Below are 22,911 nucleotides of genomic sequence, written 5' to 3'. Positions count from 1 at the left end.
TTGCAGTCGGCGCCCGGCCCCCGCTGCGCGGGCTTCGTCCGGCCCGCGCCGGGAGCGAGAGCGGAGCCGTCTGGCCCTTGTCCGGGCCGCCTCCGTTTATCCACATGGAGCAATTTCCCGGGCGCGGCCGGGCAGAGGCGTCCCTAACGTCGAACCTGGGCCGCCACGCAGGAAAGGATGCCCCCGATGATCTTCCACTGCACTCTCGCACGTTGCACCCTCCCGTCCGGTTCGACGCCGGACGGGCAGCTCATTGAGCTGTCCGTCGAGGTCCCCGACTTGTGCACTGGCGCGGACCTGGAGGCCGCCGTCGCCCGGCGTTACGGGACCGGTGAGCTGTCGGTCCGGGGAGCGCCGGTCGCCGCCATGACCGTTGGCGTGCCTCCCCTGGTCCAGGGTGCTGTGCTGGTTGAGGGTGCTGGGCTCGTGAAGGGATCGGGTGCGGGATTCAGCTCCGGGCCGGGCCGACGGCACACTGCCACGTTGCTGCTCGCCGTGGACAGCGGTCCCGGCGCGGGCACGCTGGTCGCCCTGCGGCGGGGAAGCTTCCGGATCGGACGCGGGGGCACCGAGGTCGTGATCCCTGATGCCGCGCTCTCCCGGGAGCACGCGCGCCTGGACGTCGGGGACTCGGACGTCACGATCATGGACTTCGGCAGTGCGAACGGCACCAGCGTCGATGGCCGGAGCGTGCGAACGGCCCCGGTGACCACGGCGTCCTCGATCCGCTGCGGCGATTCCACTATCTCGCTCCGGCTCGGGCCATCGGGCGTGCCCCGTGCTGCCCCGGACGCCGTGACGGTGCTGGCAGGCTCCAGCGTTGCCGCGCCGCTGGTTGTCCGCGGCACCGCCGCCCAAGGCCACCGGGCCGCCATGGCGCTGGCCGCGGTGCTGCCGCTCCTGGTCGGCGTCGGCATGGCATTTCTCACCGGCATGTGGATGTTCCTGGCCTTCACCGCAGTCTCTGGCGTGTCCGTCCTGGTCCCGTTCCTCTCGGGCCGCCGCCAGCGTCGCGAGTTCCAGGCCGCTGTGGCGGAGGCCGCCCTGCAGGACAGGGAACGACGCCGGCACGCCGCACCTTCCGCGGCTGACCTGACCATTGGTTGCGCGGCTGCGGTGCCCCCGGCAGCCCGTGCGCCTGGCGGGGAGCCGCCGGACATCTGCCTGCGGCTCGGGCTGGCGGAACAGAGCGCGAATATCCGGCCCGAACCACCCGACGCCGGCTTTCGGCCACCGTCGCTCGGCCAGGGGCCCCTGACCTTGGACCCGGTCCCGGCGGTGGTGACCGTCCACGGCCCCGCGCCCGCGACGGCCGGACTGATGCGCTCGTTCATCCTGCAATTGGCCGCCTATCCCCTGGCGGACAGCACCCGACTGCTGCTGCATGGCCCTGCGGACACGGTGCCGTTGCCGGCGCGCTTCCTGCCCGGCGTCACACTGTCCGCGAATGACGCCACCACTGCGGCCGTGCTGGCCGCCGGTTCCGCCGCTCCCGACGGTCCAGGCGCTCCCGGCGGCCCAGGCGATCCCGGCGGTCCCGGCGGTCCTCCGGGTCATGGCGGGGGATTTGACCGCGGCGTCCTCATTCTTTGGGACACTCCGGCGCAGTCAGGCGCCGCGCCCGGTCCAGGCGCTGCTGGCGCCGGCCCGGCATTCAGGGCAATGGCGGCGGCGCATGGGTGGAGGGTGATCGAGTGCTCGCCGGAGCCCGGTCCCGGCGTACACCCCGGCATTGTCCTCGGCCGGCGCGGCGCCCTGATCAGGGTTGGGTCCCCGCCCGTGGACTTCGTGCCGGATCTGGTCCCGGCCGAGGTCTTTGATCGCTTTTGCCGTGGGTTCAGCGCCGCACGGCGTACGCCGCCGGCTCCCCCGCCGGCTATCCCCCGGCATTGCAGCCTGGCCGATGTCCTTCCCCTCGCGGCAGAGGACATCTCCCGGCGCTGGTCCCGGAGCGGCGCGGAGGCCGGGCTGGGTACGCCCGTCGGCGTGGCGGCCCGGGGTGCCGTGCGGATCGACCTGAAGGCTGACGGTCCGCACGTCCTGGTCGCGGGGACCACTGGTTCCGGAAAGTCGGAGTTGTTGCGGACTCTTGCTGCCGGCCTCGCGGCCAGCCATCCGCCTGACCGGCTCAACTTGCTCTTCATAGATTTCAAGGGCGGCTCCGGCTTGGGCCCGCTCACCGGCCTCCCGCACTGCGTCGGCATGCTGACCGATCTGGGCGCTGCGCAGGTGGAGCGCACATTGGTTTCCCTGCGGGCCGAGGTCCGCCGGAGGGAGGAACTGTTCGCCCGGGCCAATGCCCCGGATCTCGCGGCCTACGAGGCGTCACCGGCCGCCGGACCACCCGTCCCCTCTCTGGTCATCATCGTTGACGAGTTCAGGATCCTGGTGGACGAAGCGCCCGGCGCCCTCACCGAACTTATGAGGATTGCCGCCATCGGCCGGTCACTGGGGATCCACCTCATCATGGCCACCCAGCGCCCGCAGGGAGCCCTGAACGCCGACATCAGGGCCAATGTCACCACCTGCATCGCGCTCCGGGTCCAGTCCGGCCCCGAATCCTTCGACGTTATGGGCTCTGGGCTCGCGGCCGCGATTCCCATCGCACGCCCCGGGCGGGCGTTCCTGGTCCGCGGTGCACAAGCTCCGGAGGAATTCCAGACAGCCACCCTGACGCCCCGGGCCGACCCGCGGTCAGACGGGACGGTCACGGTTCTCACGGCCACGGACGAGCTGACCCGGCCACCGGCAGCCGCCGGTTTCCGGGCCGGCGGCTCCGCCGGACGCGAAGCAGACGACGGCGCGGCCCTGGCACCGGTTCCGGCTCCGGCGCTGGCTGCGGCCCCGGCACCGGTTCCGGCTCCGGCGCTGGCTCCGGCCTTGACTCCGGCGCAGGGGGCGGCGGCGTTGATCGACGCCGCTGCGGCCGTGTGGCAGGGTCTCGGCACACGAAGGCCCCGCCGGCCGGTGGCAGATCCGCTGCCGGCCCTGCTGCCGCACCCAGGTTCCGGGCACGCCGGGCGGGACATGGTCCGGCTGGGGCGGGTGGACCTGCCGGAACTCCAACGCGTCACGGAGCTGGGCTGGAGTCCCGCCGGGCATGGGCATCTGGGCCTTGTCGGCGCTGAAGCAGGTGCCGGGGACCGAGTATTGGCCCTCGCAGTTGATCAGCTTCTGGCCGGCAGGGTGGAGTCGCACCTGTACATACTTGACGCCGCCGGCGCTTTCAGCGGCGCCGCAGCGGAATCCCGGGTCGGCGCCGTAGCCGGCCTGCACGAAGTGCGCCGGGCTGCCAGGGTGCTGCGGCGGATTGCCGAAGAAGCCACGTCACGGCTCGGTGCGCCTGCGGGCCGGCCGCGGCCCGGGCTGGTCCTGGTGGTCAGCGGCTGGGGCGCCTGGGTTTCGGCATTCCGGTCCGGGCCGCTGGCCTGGGCAGAAGACCTCGTTCATGACATCGTGCGGGACGGTTCCCGGGCAGGGATCACTGTCCTCGTCTCCGGCGGGCGTGAGCTCGTGACCGCGAGGTTCTTCGCTGGCCTGCCCAACCGGATTTTCTTCCCTTTAGGCTCTACCGACGAAGGCCGCCTTGCATGGCCGCGGCTTCCCGCGCTGGAGCCTCTCCCCGGCCGCGTGGCCGTGTTCGGCGCTTTTGTTCCCGCGCCTGTGGCGACCGGGCATGCGGCCCAGCTGTTCGAACCAGCGGCCGCGGACGGGCTGCGTCCCACGAGTGGGGCCGTTTCAACGAGGCCCTTCCGGGTGGACGCGCTGCCCGGGTCGGTGACCGTGGACGAGGTGCTGGCCCGGTGCGGCTCCGGTCCAGGGCAGAGGATTCCGGCGCCTGCTGCCGCGCCCGGCGCCATGCCCGGCCCGGCGGATGTCCCAGTCCCGGCGGTTGCTTTGGTCCTCGGGGTCGGCGGGGACGAACTGCGGCCGCAGGGGATCCAGTTGCCCTCCGGCGGCGTTCTCGCGGTCCTCGGCGGCCCCTGCTCGGGGAAAAGCACGCTGCTGGCTGCGCTGCCGGGGATGAACCCTGCTTGCGCCTGGCTCGCGCCGCGGCCGGGAACCGCTCCCGGCCAGTACTGGTCCGGGCTCCACGCCAGCGCGCTCGCGGGCACCTTGGACCGGACAGCGATTGCGCTCGCTGACGACGCCGATCTGCTCTCACCCGAGGCCAACAGGGCCTTGGCGTCCCTGAACAGCCTGGGCTGGAGGGTGATCCTCACGGCAGGATTTGGCCCGGGCTTTGGGCACCGGGTGGATCTCGCTGCCATCGCGCGCGGCCAGGGGCGGGCGGTCCTCATACGTCCGCGCGGGCTCATGGACAGTGAGCCGTTCGGGGTCCGGTTCGAACCGGAGCACAGTCCTCCGCCGGGACGCGCCGTCGTCATTTCCGACGGCCGCGCGACGCCGGTCCAGCTGGCTGCGCTCCGCCCGGCCGGCCGGGCGGCACTCCTCCGCGCCAACGGCGGCCCGGACCACATCTCCCCCGGGCGGCACGCCGCACGGGACGGACCTCTACAGGGCGGGAGGGGCTCCGGCAGCCCGTGAGGCGAACGCTATGACCCGCTTGTCGAACAGAAGCACGATCGCCGTCACAGCGGGGATCAGCATGGCCAGTCCGGCCAACGGATAGCCGCCGGTCAGGGTGGGGAAGCCAACGGTCAGCACAAAGATTTGGGCCACCAGGGCACCGGCCCGCGGCCAGCGGAACCCCCGCAGCAGGAAGCGTGCGACGGCAAAGAGCCACACGGAGAAGGCCAGCAGCAGGCAGAGCGTAAAGACGGCACCCCAAAAAGAGAGTACCGGCGCCCCGGTCAGAAGCTGGGTCCCGTACCAGACGGCAGCCACGAGCAGCGCCGTGGCTTCCAGTGCCACGATCACGGCGATGACAACAATTCCCCGAGGCCGCACAAGGCCACTGCCAGGGGCTTCGCCCGGATTCGGCAGCGAATTTGCTTCGGGAGGCCCGCCGGCATTTTCAGGGAGACTCTCACCGGGGTTTTCGCGGGGATTCTCACCGGGGTTTTCGCCGGCATTTTCACGGGGATCTTCAGGGTTCACAGGGGGCCTTGACACACTGGCACACTACCGGACATAGTCGTCTAGATGTGAGGACGCCGCCACTGAATGTGATGCATCGCTCACGGTCTCGAGGCATCTTGGCCTCTATTACCCCTTGTTTACACAGCGTTAACATGACACGCTTAATCCAGATGACCGAGGGGGCCCCAATGGGCCCTTTTCTTATGAAGCCTCTAGTGAATAATTTCACAAAGGCATTTAACGAGTTCCCAGGAATGGAGTGACTGATCAGCATGGATTGGCGTAACCGCGCAGCCTGCCTTGACAAGGACCCGGAGCTGTTCTTCCCCGTAGGAAACACCGGCCCTGCCCTCCTGCAGATCGAGGAAGCGAAAAGTGTTTGCCGGCGCTGCCCGGTCGTGGACACCTGCCTGCAGTGGGCATTGGAGTCCGGCCAGGATGCCGGAGTGTGGGGCGGGATGAGCGAGGACGAGCGCCGCGCCCTCAAGCGCCGCGCAGCACGGGCACGGCGCGCTTCCTGATTCTGCTGCCCAAGCACCGATAGCTACGGTGCCGGCAACGATCGCACGACCCTGCAGCAATGGCCGCGGACCCACAGGTCCGCGGCCATTGTCCGTTTAAGCCGGTGCACCCGGAGCCTGCGGTGCGCCCGGCATCAGCGCGGCGTCAGGCTGTCAGCGCGGCGTCAGGCTCAGGACAATCTGGACTGCGGTTCCCCCGCCGTCCCTTCCCTGCCAGTGGATAGTGCCACCGAGTTCACTCATGACCAGCGTGCGGACAATCTGCAGGCCCAGGCCCTCGACGTACGGCGTGTCCGGCAGTCCGACGCCGTCGTCCTCCACCGTCACGGTGAGAAGTTCATCCCCGTCCTCGCTCTCCGACCGGTCGGCGATAAGCCAGACAGTACCGGTGCGCCCCTCCAGCCCGTGCTCGACCGCGTTCGTGACCAGCTCGTTGATGACCAGGGCCAACGGGGTGGCGAAGTCGCTCGGCAGGTCGCCGAAGAGGCCGGAACGCTGTGTCTTGACCTGCTGCGAGGGCGAGGCGACCTCGGCAGAGAGCCGGAACTGGCGGCCGATGAGCTCGTCAAAATCAACGCTCTGGGTCAGGCCCTGCGAGAGCGTCTCATGCACGAGGGCAATGGTCGCCACCCGCCGCATGGCCTGCTCGAGCCCCTGTTTGGCCTCGTCGCTGACCATGCGCCGCGACTGCATCCGCAAGAGGGCGGCGACAGTCTGCAGGTTGTTTTTCACCCGGTGATGGATCTCGCGGATCGTGGCGTCCTTGGTGACCAGCTCCATCTCCCGGCGGCGCAGCTCCGAGACGTCCCGGCACAGGACCAGGGCGCCGAACCGCTGCTGCTCGTCGCGCAGCGGGATCGCGCGCAGCGAAAGACTCACGCCGCGCGACTCGATTTCGCTGCGCCACGGCATCCGGCCCGTGACGACGAGCGGCAGGGTTTCATCGACCATGCGCCGGTCCCGCAGAAGCCCGGCAGTGACCTCGGCGAGGGACCGGCCCTCGAGGGACTCGCCGTCGCCGAGGCGGCGGAACGCGGAGACCCCGTTGGGGCTGGCATACTGCACGATCCCCTCGGCGTCGAGCCTGATCAGACCGTCCCCCACACGCGGCGCGCCGCGGCGCGAGCCTGTGGGCGACGCGAAGTCCGGCCACAGGCCCAGGGTTCCCATGCGCAGCAAATCGTAGGCGCATTGCCGGTACGTTAGCTCGAGCCGCGAGGGCATCCGCGAACTCGACAGGTCCATATGGGAGGTCACGATCGCCAGGGTGCGGCCGTTGCGGACCATCGGGACCGCCTCGACCCGCAGGGCCATGTCGCTGCTCCAGTTGGTCTCGTTGGAGCGTTCGATCGCGCGGCTTTCCCACGCCTTGTCGACCAGCGGCTGCAGGTCCGACCGGATCCCCTCCCCCACGAAGTCGGCGTGGAACACCGTGTGCGTGGTGGAGGGGCGGACGTGGGCCAGTGCCACATAACCGAACTCCGGGTGCGGAAACCACAGGGCCAGGTCGGCGAACGCGAGGTCGGCGACCATCTGCCAGTCGCCGACCAGGAGATGCAGCCATTCGGCATCCCCCGGGCCAAAATCAGCATGTTCCCTGATTGGGTCCGTAAAGATTGCCACAGCACCTCCATTTGCGACGCCAGGGACGGCAGCCCCTTAGCGTCGGACGATTGACCTCAAGAGCCTCAATGCTACCGACAGTGAGGCCATGTCATCGGCCTCGAGCGCATTGACCTCATCAAACATTGACTTCGCCCGGCCCAGCTGCTCCGCGTTCTGGCCCTCCCAGACCGCAAGACGCTCCTCGGCGGGAGTCCCGGCCGGCGTGCACTCGAGCACCGCCGTCGTCATGTCCGAGACGGTGGAGTAGAGGTCATCGCGCAGGGCTGCGCGGGCCAGGGCCTGCCAGCGGTCCTCCCTCGGCAGCTTGGTGATGCGTTCGAGCAGGGAATCTGCATGGAAGCGGTTGAAGACCGTGTAGTACACGTGGGCAATATCGGCCACGGATTCCTTGCTGCCGTGGACGATCTTGGCGATGTCCAGGAGCACGAAGCTCTCGAACAGTTCCGCCCAGCGGTGTGCCAGGTCTTCCGGAAGGTCCCAGCTGCGCGCCTTCTCCAGCCATTCGGCCACGCGGGCGCGGTCGTCACCCCGGAGGTAGTCGAGCAGCCGGGCCCGCATGGGATCCATCAGCGGTTTGAATTCGGCCACGATCTCGGCGATCGGACGGGACGCCGACCCCTGGCCGAGGAGCCACCGGACGGCGCGGTCCAGCAGCCGCCGGATGTCCAGGTGGACGGTGCTCCAGTGTTCGGTCGGGAACGACGCCGTCAGTTCGTTGAGTTCCTTGACCATGATGTCGAGCTCGTAGACCTCGCGGAGGGCCACGAACGCCTTGGCGACGGCGGCCTCCGTGGCCGAGGTTTCCTCGATGGCACGGAACGCGAAGGTGATGCCGCCGAGGTTGATCATGTCGTTGGCAACCACGGTCGCGATGATCTCCCGGCGCAGCGGGTGGGTGTCCAGTTCGGCGTCGAACCTCTCCCGCAGCTGCTCCGGGAAGTAGGCCCGCAGCGTCATGCGGAACCACGGGTCATCGGCGAGGTCGCTGTCGCGCAAAGCGGTGGCAAGTTCGATCTTGGCGTAGGCGGCCAGGACCGACAGCTCCGGGGAGGTCAGCCCCTGGCCCTGTTCCAGGCGCTCGCGCAGCGTGTCCGTGGTGGGCAGGGCCTCGAGGTCCCGCTTGAGGTCCGCCGACTTTTCCAGCCAGTCCATCAGCCGTTCGTAGCTCGGGCTCCATTCGGAGACCCGCATCCGGTCGTTGAGGAGAAGGATGTTCTGGTCGATGTTGTCCTCGAGCACCAGCCGGCCGACCTCGTCGGTCATGGAAGCCAGGAAGTCCGCACGCTCGGCGGGCTCAAGCTTGCCTGCCGCCACCATCCGGTCCACGAAGATCTTGATGTTGACCTCGTGGTCCGAGCAGTCGACGCCGGCCGAGTTGTCGATCGCGTCCGTGTTGAGGATGACGCCCTGCAGCGCGGCCTCGATGCGTCCGCGCTGGGTCATCCCGAGGTTTCCGCCTTCCCCAACCACCTTGACCCGCAGTTCGCGGCCGTCAACGCGGATGGCGTCATTGGCCTTGTCGCCGACCTCGGCATTCGTTTCGGTGCTGGCCTTGACGTAGGTGCCGATGCCGCCGTTGTAGAGCAGGTCGGCCGGGGCGAGGAGGATGGCGCGCAGGAGCTCCGGCGGGCTGAGTTCTGTGGTGCCCTCCGGGAGGCCGAGGGCGGTCCGGATCTGCGCGGACACGGGGATCGACTTGGCCTGCCGGGCAAAGACGCCGCCGCCTTCGCTGATGAGCGATTTGTCGTAGTCATCCCAGGAGGACCGGGGCAGTTCGAAGAGCCGCTGGCGTTCCGCGTAGGACGTTGCCTCGTTAGGGGTGGGGTCGAGGAAAATGTGCCGGTGGTCGAAGGCAGCCAGCAGGCGGATGTGCTTGGAGAGCAGCATGCCGTTGCCGAACACGTCGCCGGACATGTCGCCGACGCCCACCACGGTGAAGGGCTCGGCCTGGGTGTCGAGGTCCAGTTCGCTGAAGTGGCGCTTGACCGACTCCCACGCGCCGCGGGCGGTGATGCCCATGGCCTTGTGGTCGTAGCCGACGGAGCCGCCGGAGGCGAAGGCGTCGCCGAGCCAGAACCCGTATTCGCCGGCCAGTCCGTTGGCGATGTCGGAGAATGACGCCGTACCCTTGTCGGCCGCGACCACAAGGTAGGAATCGTCGTCGTCATGGCGCACGACGTCGGCCGGGGGCCGGACGGTTTCGCCCTCGGGCGTCACGATCAGGTTGTCCGTGATGTCCAGGAGTCCGCGGATGAACGTTTTGTAGCTCTCAACACCTTCGGCCATCCAGGCGCTGCGGTCTGCGGCGGGGTCCGGGAGCTGCTTGGCGTAGAAGCCGCCCTTGGCGCCCGTCGGAACAATGACGGCGTTCTTGACGGTCTGCGCCTTCACCAGGCCCAGGATTTCAGTGCGGAAGTCCTCGCGCCGGTCCGACCAGCGCAGGCCGCCGCGGGCCACCTTGCCGAAGCGCAGGTGCACGCCCTCGACCCGGGGCGAGTAGACCCAGATCTCGAACATCGGCCGCGGGAAGGGCAGGCCCTCGATCAGGGACGGATCCAGTTTGAAGCTCAGGTGGGGCTTGTTCTGGAAGTAGTTCGTGCGGAGCGTGGCCTGGATCAGGTTCTTGAACGTGCGCAGCAGGCGGTCGGCATCGAGGGTCGCGACCTGCTCGATCGCTGCATCCAGTCCGGCGAGGACCTCTACCTCCCTGAGCACGCGGTCGGAGTCGCTGAGCGCCGGGTCGAACCGCGCTGTGAACAGGGCGCTGAGTCCCCGGGTGACGTCCGGGTTCGCCAGCAGGGTGTCAGCCAGGAATCCGAAGGAGTTGGTGTTGCCCATTTGCCGCATGTACTTGGCGTAAGCGCGCAGTACGACAACCTGGCGCCAGTGCATGCCCTCCCGCAGTACCAGCCGGTCGAAGCTGTCGGATTCCACGGCGCCGGTCACGGCGGCGCCGAAGAACTCGCCCAGTAGCTGGCCGGTGGCTTGGGGATCCACGCCGGCGGGGTACTTGAGGCCGAGGTCGTAGAGGAAGAAGTCCCGGTGATCCGCGGTCTCGATCTCGAACGGGCGTTCGTCCAGGACCTCGAGGCCGAGGTTGTGGAAGTACGGCAGGATCTGGCTCAGGCTCTTCGGCTCCAGCATGTACAGCTTGACCCGGGCGTCCTCTTCCAGTGTGGCTCCGGCGCCGTCGGGGAGGTACACGTGGACGCCGGGGTGCTCCTTGACGGCTTCGCCGGCCCGTTCGGCCGCGGCACCGTACTTTTCGAAGCGGTCGATGTCCTGCAGCGCGTCTTCGATCTCGTAGTCCACCCGGTATCCGGCCGGGAACGCCTCGGCCCAGACCGCTGCCAGTTCCTTGGCGCCGTCCTCCTTGGTGCCGCCGTCGCCGCGGGCGCGCAGAACTTCGGAAATGCCTTCACCCCAGGAACGGGCGGCCCGGACCAGCCGCTTCTCCAGTTCGTCGCTGTTGACGTTGCTGACGTCGGCGTCCTTGGGCAGCCGGATCCGGAAGAAGAGGCGGGCCAGAGCGGACTCTGTCATGCGCGCCTCGTAGTCGATGGAGACGGCGTTGAAGGTCTCCCGCAGTTCCTGCTCAATGCGCAGGCGGACGTTGGTGGTGTAGCGGTCGCGGGGCAGGTAGACGACGGCGGACATGAAGCGGCCGTAGATGTCGGGGCGGAGGAAGAGCCGCGTCCGGCGGCGTTCCTGCAGCCGCTGGATGCCGGTGGCGATGGCGGCGAGGTCCGGGATTTCGATCTGGAAGAGCTCATCGCGCGGATAGGTTTCAAGGATGCCGAGGAGGTCCTTGCCCGAGTGCGAGTCCGGCGGGAAGCCGGCGTCGCTGAGAACAGCGGCGACTTTCTCCCGGACTACGGGGATATCGCGGACGGAACCGGCGTAGGCGGTTGTGGCGAACAGGCCGATGAAGCGGCGTTCGCCGTTGACGTTGCCGGCGGCATCGAAGCTTTTAACGCCGATGTAGTCCAGGTACGCCGGGCGGTGCACGGTGGAGCGGGAGTTCGCCTTCGTGATCACGAGTGCGCGCTTCTCGCGGGCCTTCTTCCGGCCGGCCTCGGTGAGGTGCTGGACCTGGCGGGTGTCCGCACCGGCGCGGAGCAGGCCGAGGCCGCTTTCCTCGCGAAGTTCAAGGACATCCTCGCCGGATTCGTTCACGAGGTCGTATTCGCGGTAGCCGAGGAAGGTGAAGTTCCCGTCATCGAGCCAGCGGAGCAGGTCCTGGGCCTGGCGCAGCTCGGCAATCTGCGCCCGGTTGGCCACCCGGTCCAGATCCGCGGAAATTTCAAGGGCTTTCGTGCGCATCTTCGGCCAGTCTTCGACGGCGGCGCGGACGTCGCCAAGCACGCGGGAGATTCCCTTGACCAGCTCCGCGCGCTTCTCCTCGCCGACGAGGTCGATCTCGACGGCGATCCAGGATTCCATGTGCGAGGCGTTGTCGCCCTCGGCGATCAGGTGGGAGAGGTTCGGCATGGCCGCCGTGTCACCGCTGGAGATGCCCAGGTGGGAGGGGACGCGGGCCACCTTGACGAGGTTGCCCGTCTCCCGGTTGCGGGTCACCACGAAAAGCGGGTGCAGCACGAGGTGGATGGGCGCGTTCTGGCGGACCAGCTCGGCGTTGACGGAGTCCACGAGGAAGGGCATATCGTCGGTGACGATGTACAGGACGCTGCAGTCTGCCTCGTCACGAAGGTCGATGTTCGCGATGCCCGGCTTCCGCGTCGCCGCGATCTGGCGGTGGGTTTCGGTCCTTGCCGTCAGGACTTCCTGGGGATAGGCCCGGAAATCCTCCTCCGCGAGGTGCTCGTAGTAATCCCCGAGGTAGCTTTCGCTGCTACCGATCGAAACGGGCTGATCCTCCACGCTGGACCCAGACGACATCGAAACGCCTCCATAAAAGAAGTTCACAGCCGCCTCTTTGCGGCCCTTACGTTGACCCTAACCCTTTGCCCGGCGTCGTGCTGTGGAAGAAAAGACAAAGGATTTCTTATTTCGCTGGGCAGGTGCACAAACCAAAATGGCGATCGCGTGCCTCAACTCGGATTCAGGGGCGGATTCGAGCAAAAGTGCCCCGGACAGGAGGGCGGCGTCGCTCGCCGCGGGGTCGGACGGCAGGAACGCCGACAACGGCGCCGAGGGGCCGTACCGCTCCCAGGCGGCCCGCAGCTGGCGTTCGGGCGAGCGCCCAACGGCGGAGGTCCTGACTTTGTTCAGGACCACTCGCGGCGCCGCCTGCGGGACGGCCGCCCGAAGCTCGGCGAGGCCGCGGACGAGCCTCGGCACCCCGATGGAGTCCGCCGCCCCGACGGCAAAGACCGTGTCGGCCAGCTCCAGGCTTCGCAGGGTCGCGGCGTTGCGGCGCGGCGCGCCACTGTCAAAGCCAAGCTCGTCATCGGCTTCGAGGCAGAAGCCGGTGTCCACCACAGTGACATCCGCAATCTCCCGGGCCCGCTCCAGCACCAGTGTGAGGGCCGCGGCGCGCAGTTCCGTCCAGCGGTCCGCCCGCGTAATCCCGGTGAGCACCCGCAGCGCGCCGGCCTTGGTCGGCACGGTCGTGGCGATCCTGAGCAGGGCATCGGCGTCAAGCAGGCCCTGGTCTGCCAGCCGGCAGGCCTGGGCCAGCCCGGCGGCCTCGTCAAGCAGACCCAGGAGGGCGGCCACGCTGGCACCGTAGCTGTCGGCGTCGACCAGCAGCACGGAATGGCCTTCCGCGGCCAGCTCCCCCGCGATGTTGGCGGCCACCAGGGTCCGGCCCGGCGCGCCGGCCGGACCCCAGACCGCAATGATCCGGCCCTTCGCGCCTGTGCTTGCGGTGACGGTGTGCGCCCCGGAAGACCGCGGCACCTGCCCTGCGGCGGCGACGGGCGCGGCGCCGTCACCCGCGGCCGGTCCCGGGCCCTCTCCAGTGCCACTGAGCTGCGCCACCGCTGCGGAAATCCGGGCCGCCAGGGCCGCGGCGTCAACGGCCCGGGCTTCCGCTGCCACGCCAATGGTCCGCAGGCGGACAGTTTCCTCCGGATTGTCGGTCAAGGCGATGACGACGACGCCGACGGCGGACAGCCGGTCCACCAGCGAGGCCGTCAGCTCTTCGCTGCCGGCCGCTACGACGGCGGCGCGGGCCAACCCGCTCTGGCAGGCGGCCAGCAGTTCCGCCAGCTCACTGCACCGCCGGACAACGGACACAGGCCCGTGCAGCCGCTCCAGTCCGCCGACCAGGTCATCGCGGGAGTCCCCGACAGTCACCACGGGAATGCTCATCGCGAGGTACCGCCCGGGTTCCACACGACCGCGATCTTTGCTTTGTTGGCCTGGGCCCCCAGCAACTTGGGCATCTGGGCGTCGGGAACGAGCACCATGACCACCGTGGAACGTGAGGAGCCCAGGGCTGTGCTGCCCGGGGTGATCTGGGCAATTTCAGCGCCGGAGAGGAGCAGGGAGGGCTCGCTGAAGCCGTTGCGGGTATCCGGCAACGCCACCCAGACATCCACGCGCGAGCCCGCCACGGCTTGGGCGGGAAGGGTCTCCTCGACGGTGACGGCCACGGGCTTGCGGTCCAGCCCGTCGAGCTGCCCGACACTCTCACGCGGCAGCAGCTGGTCCTTGCCGATCCGCTGCACGGCCACAAGTCCGGCATCCAGGCCGGCCTCCGGGGTCAGGTAGTGCTGTTCCACTTCGCCGAGCCGCACCTTGACCCGGTGCAGCTTGTCGGTTGTCAGCGTCTCGCCGACGGCGATCGGCTCCCGCGCCGCGTACGCTTCCGTGGTCTGGTCCGCGGCGCCGACCAGCGAGACCACCCCAACGACGGATGCCAGGACCAGCAGGATTCCGACGAGGAGCCGGGGGTCTTTCCAGGACGGCCTTTTCAAACGGGCCCCTTCGGCTGCCGCGCTTCCACTCATGCGTCCGCTCCCCCTGTCGTCGCCGTCCATTCCCGGATGCCGGGCACCCCTATTGTTGCGCCCGGGCCGCCCGGGTGGAAGATCCGGGACCAAATAGGCGCAAACTGTGGATAACGGCACCAGTAGGCCTCAACGGTGGCAAAATGGATTCATGCCCCGATTCCTGACTCTCGCTGACGTTGCCGAGCAGCTCCAGATCAACTCTCCGGCCGCCTACGCGCTCGTTCGCAGCGGCGAGCTGAAGGCAATCCAGGTGGGCGGACGCGGCCAGTGGCGCGTCGAGGAGAAGATGCTCGAGCAGTACATCCAGGAGCGCTATGCCGAGGCCAGCCGCATGATCGAAGAGGCCAAGGCGAAGTCCGCCGGAAGCTGAACCTGGCGGGCTGACTAGCCGCCCGCGGCACCTACGGACCTGATGCCCGCGAGGGCGCCGAAGGGGATGGCAATCACCTGCCGGGCGTTCGCCGGAGGCCGTTCCCCGCCGTCCCGTGTCACGGCCAGGTCCAGGAAGTCCCTGCCGACCGTGTCGATGATGCCGTGGAGCCCCGCATCTGCCCTCCCGTGACCGGCAAAGATCGTCACCCGTGCACGGTTCCTGGCGAGTCCCCGGAGGGCGCTGCCCAAACCGAGCCGCCGGCGGACGATTGACGGTTCGGAGACCGCCACCCGCGACAGTCCCCCATAGTGCGCGGCCGCGGCGTAGGGAATGAGCACTTGGTGTTGGGGCTCATCAAGGACCAGGGCCTCGCTGCCCGCGTGGCTCAGCACTCCCTCGAACACCCGCCCCAAGGACAAATGCACGCGGATACTGAGCCCGAGGGACCCGCGGAGCCGGTCCGCGAGCTGCACTCCCGCAGAGTCCACGAGTGCACGCTCGGCTATTTCAGCCTCTAATTCCAGCCGCTGGCGCGCGGCCAGCTGTGCCTCCATGTCCTCAAACAAGGCGTCCCACCGCATGGCGCCAGCGTAGGCGGCCCTCCCGCACTGGTCAATCCGAGGCCTCCACTATCCACAGACTCGGACTGCGTCTAGACAAACGGAGCACAACAGGATCAGACTCAATTAAACAGGCTTAAAAGTTATCAAATGGCATTAAACACCATCAAACGGTACACATTTCGACTGGAGGAACAGCCCATGGACCGGACAGTGACGCCGCAACCCGCGGACCGGCCCCTGCCCGTCCCCATGCCCAGACAAACAGTCCGGGCCGACGCCGCCATGGCCGCCGCCATCCTGTTGCTCGGGATCTTCCTCGCAGCTACGGGAAGTTTCCTGATTCAGCGCTGGCAGTCCGGCTCGGCACGCCGGCAGTCGCTGTCCTTCGAGGACCAGCTCGGGATCGTGGCAAATACGGCCGGGCTGATTGTCATCACCTGGTGGGTGATGTCGCTCGCTTTCGCCGTCGCGGCGGCACTGCTGGACCGCCTCGGCCGGACCCACGCGGCGGCCGCCACGGGCCGGTTCAGCCCGGCGTTCATGCGGCGGCTGGTGCTCGCCGCCGTCGGACTGCAGCTGCTGACGGCGCCGCTGGCCAGCGCGGCCACTGCGCCTGGCGGGCCCGGACCGGAAAGACCCGGTCCGGCAGCGGTATCGGCATCCTGGACTCCGTCACCCGGGGAGGCCTTGGCACCGGAGCCACAAGGGCCGGGAGCCGGTTCCGCGCTGGATCCGCGGTGGAAGCCGCTGAGCCCGATCGTGGATGCCGGACCGCTGGCTGCACGCCATGTGCGCACACAGGACTTCCCCGGCGCCCGCAGGGAGGTCACGGTCCGGTCCGGCGATTCGCTGTGGAGCATCGCCGCGGCCGCTCTGGGGCCGTTGGCTTCCGACGCCGACATCGCCAGAGAGTGGCCCCGGCTCTATGCGGGCAACCGCGACGCTATCGGAGCCGACCCGCACTTCCTGCGGCCCGGACAGGTCCTGGTCCTCCCGCCGCCGCGCTAGGGGCCGCCGCACCATAGGCCGGGCCGCAGCGCCGGCCCCGGCCTATGGTCCCGGCCCACCGAAGACCACAGGGACAAGCCGGTCGGAAGATTCGCCCGGTTCCAGCCACCCGCACCAGCCGCAAGCCACCCGCACCAGCCATCAGCAAAGGAACCGTCATGAACGCAGTCACCGGGATCCGCTCAGCCGCGGCGACCCCCGTCCCGCATGCCCCCGCCCTCCGGGTTGTGTCCGGCACGGCTACACCACCGGCCAACCACGCCACTGCGGCCCCGCCGCCGCTGCGCGTTGTTGACGAGGCCCGCGAGATTTGTGCGATTTCCCGGAGCACCGTGCAGGCGGCGATCGAGGTGCTGGCCGGGACGCGGCCCGCACAGCAGCTCTCCCGGCGCCTGGACCCGCGCTGTCTGGCGGCCCTGCAGCACCGAGCCGCATTGACCCGCCGGGTTGCCTCCGGCAGCTCGCCGACGGCGGGCAGGCTGCACCGCAACCCGTCCGTCAGGTCCGTCCGGGCCTGCCGCGTGTCGGATGACGTCTACGAGGCCAGCGCCGTGGTGGTCGAGGAATCACGGGTTCGCGCGGTCGCGCTGCGGCTGGAGCGCGGCACGGCGGCCTGGCGCGTCACAGTGCTGGAGATCGGCTGAACGGCAGGGCCGGAGGCACAAAACAGGCAGAGAGTCCGCAGAAAACAGGCAGAAAGCCGGCAACAGACAGGCAGAGAACCGGCAGAAGCCAGTCGCCGCCGAGGGCAGCGACGGGCACGAACCTGCGGAACCGGGCCCGGTCTGCAAGGGAATGCCCGGCATGTGAGGGAAAGGAGGCGCAAACACGGAAGGACCGGAGCAAATGCTCCGGCCCTCCCGTGTTTGCGTCGTGCCTAGCGCCGCTTCTTCTTCGCAGCGCGGCGGCCGATGTCCTGCGCCGCGGCCTTGGCCGGGTTTCCCGAACGTCCGGAGACCTTCGCCTCGATCCGGGTCTGGGCGGCACCGTCCTCGCCAGGTGCGGTGTACTGCAGCTGCGCGGGTTTCTCCGGGGCTTCGAGCCCGGCGGCATGGATCTGCGGCTCGTGGTGTTCGGTGTGCTGGCCCTCGGCGTCCGCCACCACAACGTCTTCGGCCGGCGTCACTTCGACGTCGAGGTTGAACAGGAAGCCGACGCTCTCTTCGCGGATGGCCTCCATCATGGCCTGGAACATGATGAAGCCCTCGCGCTGGTACTCCACCAGGGGGTCACGCTGGGCCATGGCGCGCAGCCCGATGCCCTCCTTGAGATAGTCCATCTCGTAGAGGTGTTCCTGCCACTTGCGCCCGATAACGGAAAGGACCACCCGGCGCTCCAGTTCGCGCATGCTCTCGGAGCCAATCGCCTGCTCCCTGGCCTGGTAGACCAGACGGGCATCGGAAAGGATCTCTTCCCGGAGGAACTCGGTCGTGATCCGGGACTTGCCGCCGGCCTCGTCAATGACGTCGCGCGGGGTGAAGCTCACGGGGTACAGGGTCTTGAGGTTGGACCACAGGAGGTTGAAGTCCCAGTCGTCGCCGGTGCCCTCGGCTGTGGCTTCGTCGATGAAAGCGTTGATGGTGTCTTCCAGGAAGTACTGGACCTTCTCGTGGAGGTCATCGCCTTCGAGGATGCGGCGCCGGTCGCCGTAGATTGCCTCGCGCTGGCGGTTCAGGACGTCGTCGTACTTCAGCACGTTCTTGCGCTGTTCGGCGTTGCGGCCTTCCACCTGGCCCTGGGCCGAGGCGATGGCGCGCGAGACGAGCTTGGATTCGAGTGCGACGTCGTCGGGCACCGAGCTGTTCATGAGCCGTTCGGCTGCGCCGGAGTTGAACAGGCGCATCAGATCATCGGTCAGCGAGAGGTAGAACCGGGACTCGCCGGGGTCGCCCTGGCGTCCGGAACGGCCGCGGAGCTGGTTGTCGATGCGGCGGGACTCGTGCCGTTCGGTGCCGAGCACGTAGAGTCCGCCCAGGTTCAGGACTTCCTCGTGTTCGTCCTTGACGGACTGCTTGGCGGATTCGAACACCTCGGGCCACGCGGCCTCGTATTCCTCGGAGTTCTCCTCCGGGTCCAGGCCGCGCTTGGCCATTTCGGCGACGGCGGTGAATTCCGCGTTGCCGCCGAGCATGATGTCGGTACCGCGGCCGGCCATGTTGGTCGCGACTGTGACGGCGGCCTTGCGGCCGGCCTGGGCCACGATGGACGCTTCACGGGCATGGTTCTTGGCGTTCAGGACCTCGTGCCGGACGCCTTCCTTGGCCAGCAGCCGGGAGAGGTATTCGCTCTTCTCGACGCTGGTGGTGCCGACGAGGACAGGCTGGCCGTTTTCGTGGCGTTCGGCGATGTCCTTGACGACTGCGTCGAATTTGACGGTCTCGTTCTTGTAGACAAGGTCGGCCTGGTCGATCCGTGTCATGTCGCGGTTGGTCGGGATGGCAACGACGCCGAGCTTGTAGGTGCTCATGAACTCGGCGGCCTCGGTCTCGGCCGTGCCGGTCATGCCCGCGAGCTTGTCGTACATGCGGAAGTAGTTCTGCAGCGTCACGGTGGCGAGCGTCTGGTTCTCGGCCTTGATCTCGACGCCTTCCTTGGCTTCGATGGCCTGGTGCATGCCTTCGTTGTAGCGGCGGCCGGCGAGAATGCGGCCGGTGTGCTCATCGACGATCAGCACCTCGCCGTCGAGGATGACGTAGTCCTTGTCGCGCTTGAACAGCTCCTTGGCCTTGATGGCGTTGTTCAGGAAGCCGATCAGGGGCGTGTTGGCGGACTCGTAGAGGTTGTGGATGCCGAGGTAGTCCTCGACCTTTTCAATGCCGGCCTCGAGGACACCGACGGTGCGCTTCTTCTCATCGACCTCGTAGTCGGTCTCGGCCTGCAGGCGTGTGACCACCTTGGCGAATTCGCTGTACCAGCGGTTGGTGTCCCCCTGGGCCGGACCGGAGATGATGAGCGGGGTGCGTGCCTCGTCGATGAGGATCGAGTCCACTTCGTCGACGATGGCGAAATGGTGGCCGCGCTGGACCAGTTCCGAGCTGTCCCACGCCATGTTGTCGCGCAGGTAGTCGAAGCCGAATTCGTTGTTCGTTCCGTACGTGATGTCCGCGGCGTACTGTTCGCGGCGCAGCGCAGGGTCCTGGTTGGAGAGGATGCAGCCGCTGGTGAGGCCGAGGAAGCGGTAGACGCGGCCCATGAGGTCTGACTGGTATTCGGCGAGGTAGTCGTTCACGGTGACGACGTGGACGCCCTTGCCGGTGAGGGCGTTGAGGTAGGCCGGAGCGGTGGCCACCAGGGTCTTGCCTTCACCGGTCTTCATTTCCGCGATGTTGCCCAAATGCAGGGCGGCGCCGCCCATGAGCTGGACATCGAAGTGGCGCATGCCGAGGGTACGGGACGAGGCCTCGCGTACGGCCGCGAACGCTTCGGGCAGCAGATCGTCGAGCTTCTCGCCGGCCTGGTGGCGTTCGCGCAGCCGGTCAGTTTCTTCACGGAGCTCGGCGTCCGTGAAGGTCTGGAAGGAGCTCTCCAGGGCATTGATGGAATCGGCATAGTTCCGCAGTTGCCGCAGGGTTTTTTTGTCACCCGTGCGGAGAAGTTTTTCGATAAGTGATGCCACGTGAAGTTGCTCCCAGTCTCAAGCTGCCGAATTCTGGCGTGTTTAGTCTACGGGAGAGACGCAAGGCCGGTGGCGCCTGTTCCCTCACAGCGGATAGTGCGGTTTACCGGGCAGCCACGGCTTCGGCGAGCGCCGGCGCAAGGTTCCCCATTGGCGAGACAACTACGTCGTCCAGTCCCAGCCACTCTGCCATGAGCTGCAGTTCCGCGGCGAGTTCGACGGCGGTGTCCTCCGGCGCGCCGGGTTCGGCGTGGGCGGCCCTGGCCAGGAGCCGCCCGCCGGCCCGGTCCGCTTTGAGGTCGACCCGTGCGACGATCGCGTCGCGGAGCAGGAACGGCAGGACGTAGTAGCCGTACTTCCGCTTCGGCTCGGGCGTGTAGATCTCGATCCGGTAGTGGAATCCGAAGAGCTCCTCGAGCCGCCGGCGTTCGAACACGAGGGAGTCGAAGGGGCTCAGGAGCGCCCGGCCGGTGGCCGAGCGCGGCAGTTTCGCCTCCACGTGGCGGTACAGGGGCCGGTCCCAGCCGGATACCGTGACCGGCTGCAGCCGGCCGCTGTCCACGAGGTTCCGGACGGCGACGGCGGCGTCCTTCTGCGGTGTCCGGAAGTAGTCGGCGAAGCATCGCACAGTCCCGATACCGTGGGCCTGGGCCGCGGCGTCGATCAGCCGGTCCATGGCCGCGGCCGCATCCGGTTCGGGTGCCACCGCTTCCTTGCCCGGTCCGGGGAGCACCCGGGCGGTGAGGGTGTAGCGCCGTTCGAAGGAGTCGGTCCGCGAGGATGCGGAGACAAGGCCCTCTTCGAAGAGATGTTCCAGCACCCTTTTAACGGCGTTCCAGTTCCAGCCCCAGTTGTCCCGCTGCTGGTCTTCCACGTGGCCGAGCCGGGCTGTCAGTTCGGCGGCGGTCAGCGGCTTCCCGACGGCCAGGGTTTCCAGGACCTTGGCCGCCACCCCGTTGCGCAGTTCGGGGTCCATCGCGTGCGCGCCCACCCATTTGCGGCTCTGCCACTGCACGAGATCGTGGAAATGGTCCGGGCGGATGAAGCAGGCTTCGTGGGCCCAGTACTCCATCATCCGGCGCGGGTGGGTCCCCGCCATGCGCGCCAGGATGGTGCGGTCGTAGTTGCCGAGCCGCGAGAAGAAGGGCAGGAAGTGGCTGCGGGACACCACATTGACGGAGTCGATCTGAACCAGGTGCAGCCGGGCAAAGGTACGGCCCACCGCCCGTGCACTCACGGGTCCGGTGGGCCGTTCCTTCTCCAGTCCCTGGGCTGCCAACGCGATCCGCCGTGCCTGTGCCAGGCTCAGCGATGCTTGCACGTTAGTCCCTTCGTCGGAAAAGTCTGCACCAGCTTATGCGCTGGCGGGCTCATCCTCTGAACGGTAGGCCAGGATTTTGTCTTCCAGACTCGAATGTCCGGGCTCGCACGTCTGGTCCAGGGAGATAACCCCGTAGGTCCAGCCGTCACGGCGGTAGACGACCGACGGCGCCTTGGTCTCCTTGTCCACGAAAAGATAGAAGTCGTGACCCACAAGTTCCATGTTGTCGACGGCGTCATCGAGGGTGAGCTGGGACGCGGCGAACACCTTCCGGCGGATCAGTACAGGCGAGTCGCCGGCCGGAATATCGTTCTCGACCTCATACGGCGACTTCTCTGCCGCCGTCGCCTGGGTCTCCTGCTGCTGCGCCGCCTCCACATAGAGGGGTTCGCTGGGGCTGGCCGGCTCCAGGGCTGCCGTCGCCTCGGTGACGGACTTCGGGGTATGCCGGCCGTGGTGGACCTTTCTGCGGTCCCTGGCCCTGCGCAGGCGTTCAAGAAGCTTGTTGTAAGCGAGATCGAACGCAGCGAACTTGTCGGCGGCACTCGCTTCTGCGCGGATTACTGGGCCGCGTCCCAGGACTGTCAGCTCAACCGTGAGCGATTCGGCGGTCTGGCGGGCTTTGGTCTCTTTGGTGACCTTCGCGTCTACCCTCTGGACCTTGTCTCCCAACGACGCGATCTTTGAGATCTTGTCGTCGGCATATTCGCGGAACCGGTCTGAGACCGTCAAGTTGCGTCCGCTGATCATGAACTCCATGGTGCCCTCCAAATGACTTCGGTGACACGACGGCGGTACTTCCCGGGGGCCGATCTGACTGACAGTCGAGCCCCTTTCCGAGCCGCTATCGACAGGTACATCTGTTCTTGGTACCCATCTTCGACGTTAGTTCATAGACACCTGTTATTCATCCTTTTACGGTTTATTTTTTTGGCTCCCACCGATCATCCGCGCCGCCGCGGGGATGGCGGCGCCGACATCGGTGGCGGCCGGCGGGCGTGTCGCGGCCAGCACGACGGCGCCGCTGACAATGGCCCCCGCGGCCCGGAGCGCACGGGCCGCCTCCGCCAGGGTGGCGCCGGTGGTCAGCACGTCATCGACGATGATGCAGACACGTCCTTCGACTCGCGCAGGCCACGGACCGGACCTGGCCCGCATGGATCCGCGCACGCGACGGGCGCGCTCACCCCGGCCCAGTCCTTTCTGTCCGCCGGACAGGGAGCCGGCCCCTGTGGGGCCGTCCCGCAACCGGCCCCACAGGGGCAAAGCCGGGGGTTTGGTGTTCCGCGCGGGCGGCCCGGATTTCCGCAGCGCGTCCGCGACGGTGAACCCTGGGATTTCGTCCCCGCGGACGAGCCGACGGAGCAGGATATGGACGGGGCTGAAGCCCCGCCTGCGGTAAGCGGCGGCGCTCGTGGGCACGGGGACGAGGACGAGTCCCCGCCCGGGCCCGGACGCGGCGTGGAGGGCGCGCGCCAGTCCCCGGGCCAGCTCGGCGCCCAGCCGGGCCTGCCCGTGGCTTTTGAAGGACAGCAGGCACTGCGCCAGCTCGGCCCGGTATGGCCCGGCCGCCACCACGGGCAGCAGCACGGAGCCGTCCATGTCCATCAGGGCCGGAGCCTGGGCCTCTGCCCGGAACGGCCGGAGCGTCAGCAGGCGCAGCTTACGGGAGCACGCGCCGCAGAGTGCCGAGTCCTCCGCCCCGCAGCAGACGCAGTCCACTGGAATGGCCAGGGCGAGCACCTCAGCCGCCGCTTCGGCTGTCCGGTCGCCCAGCCTCGCCAGCGGCCACGCGTAGCTCCCGCGGTGTCGCGCCGCCCTGGCCGCGGCCGGGGCAAGGTCAGCATCCGCTGCCGGGACCCGGGTGGTGTGGCTGCCCATCCTCCGATCCTGGACCGGGTGCGCCCCCCGTAGTAGCCC

The 22,911-nt window shown here is 68.2% G+C and carries 15 protein-coding genes; 5 read left to right on the top strand and 10 right to left on the bottom strand.

The window, feature by feature from the left end:
• The first annotated feature begins 186 nt into the window (after window positions 1-186).
• Window positions 187-4,548 carry an FtsK/SpoIIIE domain-containing protein gene (locus AC1D1A_RS00385; protein WP_476946878.1) on the top strand — a complete coding sequence of 1,454 codons (4,362 nt, stop codon included), beginning with the start codon at window positions 187-189 and terminating at the stop codon, window positions 4,546-4,548.
• Here AC1D1A_RS00385 and AC1D1A_RS00380 read toward each other — a convergent pair.
• Window positions 4,516-4,911, bottom strand: a complete 396-nt coding sequence (locus AC1D1A_RS00380; RefSeq protein WP_476858874.1) for a hypothetical protein — start codon at window positions 4,909-4,911, stop codon at window positions 4,516-4,518. The two genes, AC1D1A_RS00385 and AC1D1A_RS00380, sit on opposite strands and share 33 nt — an antisense overlap.
• A gap of 404 nt (window positions 4,912-5,315) precedes the next feature.
• Between AC1D1A_RS00380 and AC1D1A_RS00375 the strand changes: the two genes are divergently transcribed.
• Complete coding sequence (locus AC1D1A_RS00375; RefSeq protein WP_003804966.1) at window positions 5,316-5,564, top strand: WhiB family transcriptional regulator; 249 nt, start codon at window positions 5,316-5,318, stop codon at window positions 5,562-5,564.
• Window positions 5,565-5,717: 153 nt separating this feature from the next.
• Here the strand turns inward: AC1D1A_RS00375 and AC1D1A_RS00370 are convergent, their stop codons facing one another.
• From AC1D1A_RS00370 to AC1D1A_RS00355, 4 genes are read right to left on the bottom strand one after another with little or no spacing between them, the layout of a single operon-like run.
• Window positions 5,718-7,187, bottom strand: a complete 1,470-nt coding sequence (locus AC1D1A_RS00370) for a sensor histidine kinase (RefSeq protein WP_223916150.1) — start codon at window positions 7,185-7,187, stop codon at window positions 5,718-5,720.
• Between the two features lie 36 nt (window positions 7,188-7,223).
• Entirely contained in the window at window positions 7,224-12,089 is a 4,866-nt protein-coding gene (locus tag AC1D1A_RS00365; protein WP_476946877.1) for an NAD-glutamate dehydrogenase, read from the bottom strand.
• 57 nt (window positions 12,090-12,146) lie between these two features.
• A complete protein-coding gene (locus AC1D1A_RS00360; RefSeq protein ID WP_476947061.1) occupies window positions 12,147-13,466 on the bottom strand; it encodes a CpaE/TadZ family protein in 1,320 nt (439 codons plus the stop codon).
• On the bottom strand, window positions 13,463-14,107 hold the full coding sequence (locus AC1D1A_RS00355; RefSeq protein ID WP_230008166.1) for a CpaB family protein: 645 nt from the start codon (window positions 14,105-14,107) through the stop codon (window positions 13,463-13,465). Before AC1D1A_RS00355 ends, AC1D1A_RS00360 begins: the two co-directional genes overlap by 4 nt.
• Before the next feature lie 151 nt (window positions 14,108-14,258).
• Here AC1D1A_RS00355 and AC1D1A_RS00350 point away from each other — a divergent pair, with 151 nt between their 5' ends.
• Window positions 14,259-14,480, top strand: coding sequence for a helix-turn-helix domain-containing protein (locus AC1D1A_RS00350; RefSeq protein ID WP_018775212.1), 222 nt, complete (start codon window positions 14,259-14,261; stop codon window positions 14,478-14,480).
• 14 nt (window positions 14,481-14,494) lie between these two features.
• On the opposite strand, the gene AC1D1A_RS00345 is transcribed toward AC1D1A_RS00350, so the two are convergent.
• The gene (locus AC1D1A_RS00345) at window positions 14,495-15,064 is read right to left on the bottom strand and encodes a hypothetical protein (RefSeq protein ID WP_476946876.1); all 570 of its coding nucleotides are present in this window, start codon (window positions 15,062-15,064) and stop codon (window positions 14,495-14,497) included.
• Window positions 15,065-15,193: 129 nt separating this feature from the next.
• On the opposite strand from AC1D1A_RS00345, the gene AC1D1A_RS00340 reads away from it, so the two are divergent.
• On the top strand, window positions 15,194-16,054 hold the full coding sequence (locus tag AC1D1A_RS00340) for a LysM peptidoglycan-binding domain-containing protein (RefSeq protein WP_476887386.1): 861 nt from the start codon (window positions 15,194-15,196) through the stop codon (window positions 16,052-16,054).
• A 158-nt stretch (window positions 16,055-16,212) separates the two neighbouring features.
• Complete coding sequence (locus AC1D1A_RS00335; RefSeq protein ID WP_230008799.1) at window positions 16,213-16,698, top strand: Rv3235 family protein; 486 nt, start codon at window positions 16,213-16,215, stop codon at window positions 16,696-16,698.
• A gap of 233 nt (window positions 16,699-16,931) precedes the next feature.
• Here AC1D1A_RS00335 and secA read toward each other — a convergent pair whose 3' ends face one another.
• From secA to AC1D1A_RS00315, 4 genes are all read right to left on the bottom strand, one after another.
• Window positions 16,932-19,670: a preprotein translocase subunit SecA gene (gene secA, locus AC1D1A_RS00330; protein ID WP_028276005.1), complete on the bottom strand. Its 2,739-nt coding sequence runs from the start codon at window positions 19,668-19,670 to the stop codon at window positions 16,932-16,934.
• 103 nt (window positions 19,671-19,773) lie between these two features.
• Complete coding sequence (locus AC1D1A_RS00325) at window positions 19,774-20,991, bottom strand: winged helix-turn-helix domain-containing protein (protein ID WP_476946875.1); 1,218 nt, start codon at window positions 20,989-20,991, stop codon at window positions 19,774-19,776.
• Between the two features lie 33 nt (window positions 20,992-21,024).
• The gene (gene hpf, locus AC1D1A_RS00320) at window positions 21,025-21,750 is read right to left on the bottom strand and encodes a ribosome hibernation-promoting factor, HPF/YfiA family (protein ID WP_028276003.1); all 726 of its coding nucleotides are present in this window, start codon (window positions 21,748-21,750) and stop codon (window positions 21,025-21,027) included.
• 156 nt (window positions 21,751-21,906) lie between these two features.
• A complete protein-coding gene (locus AC1D1A_RS00315; protein WP_476946874.1) occupies window positions 21,907-22,872 on the bottom strand; it encodes a ComF family protein in 966 nt (321 codons plus the stop codon).
• Between the last annotated feature and the right edge of the window lie 39 nt (window positions 22,873-22,911).

The sequence above is a fragment of the Arthrobacter sp. P1_B9 genome (genome assembly GCF_056406495.1).
This window is presented reverse-complemented; position numbering and strand designations above follow the sequence as displayed.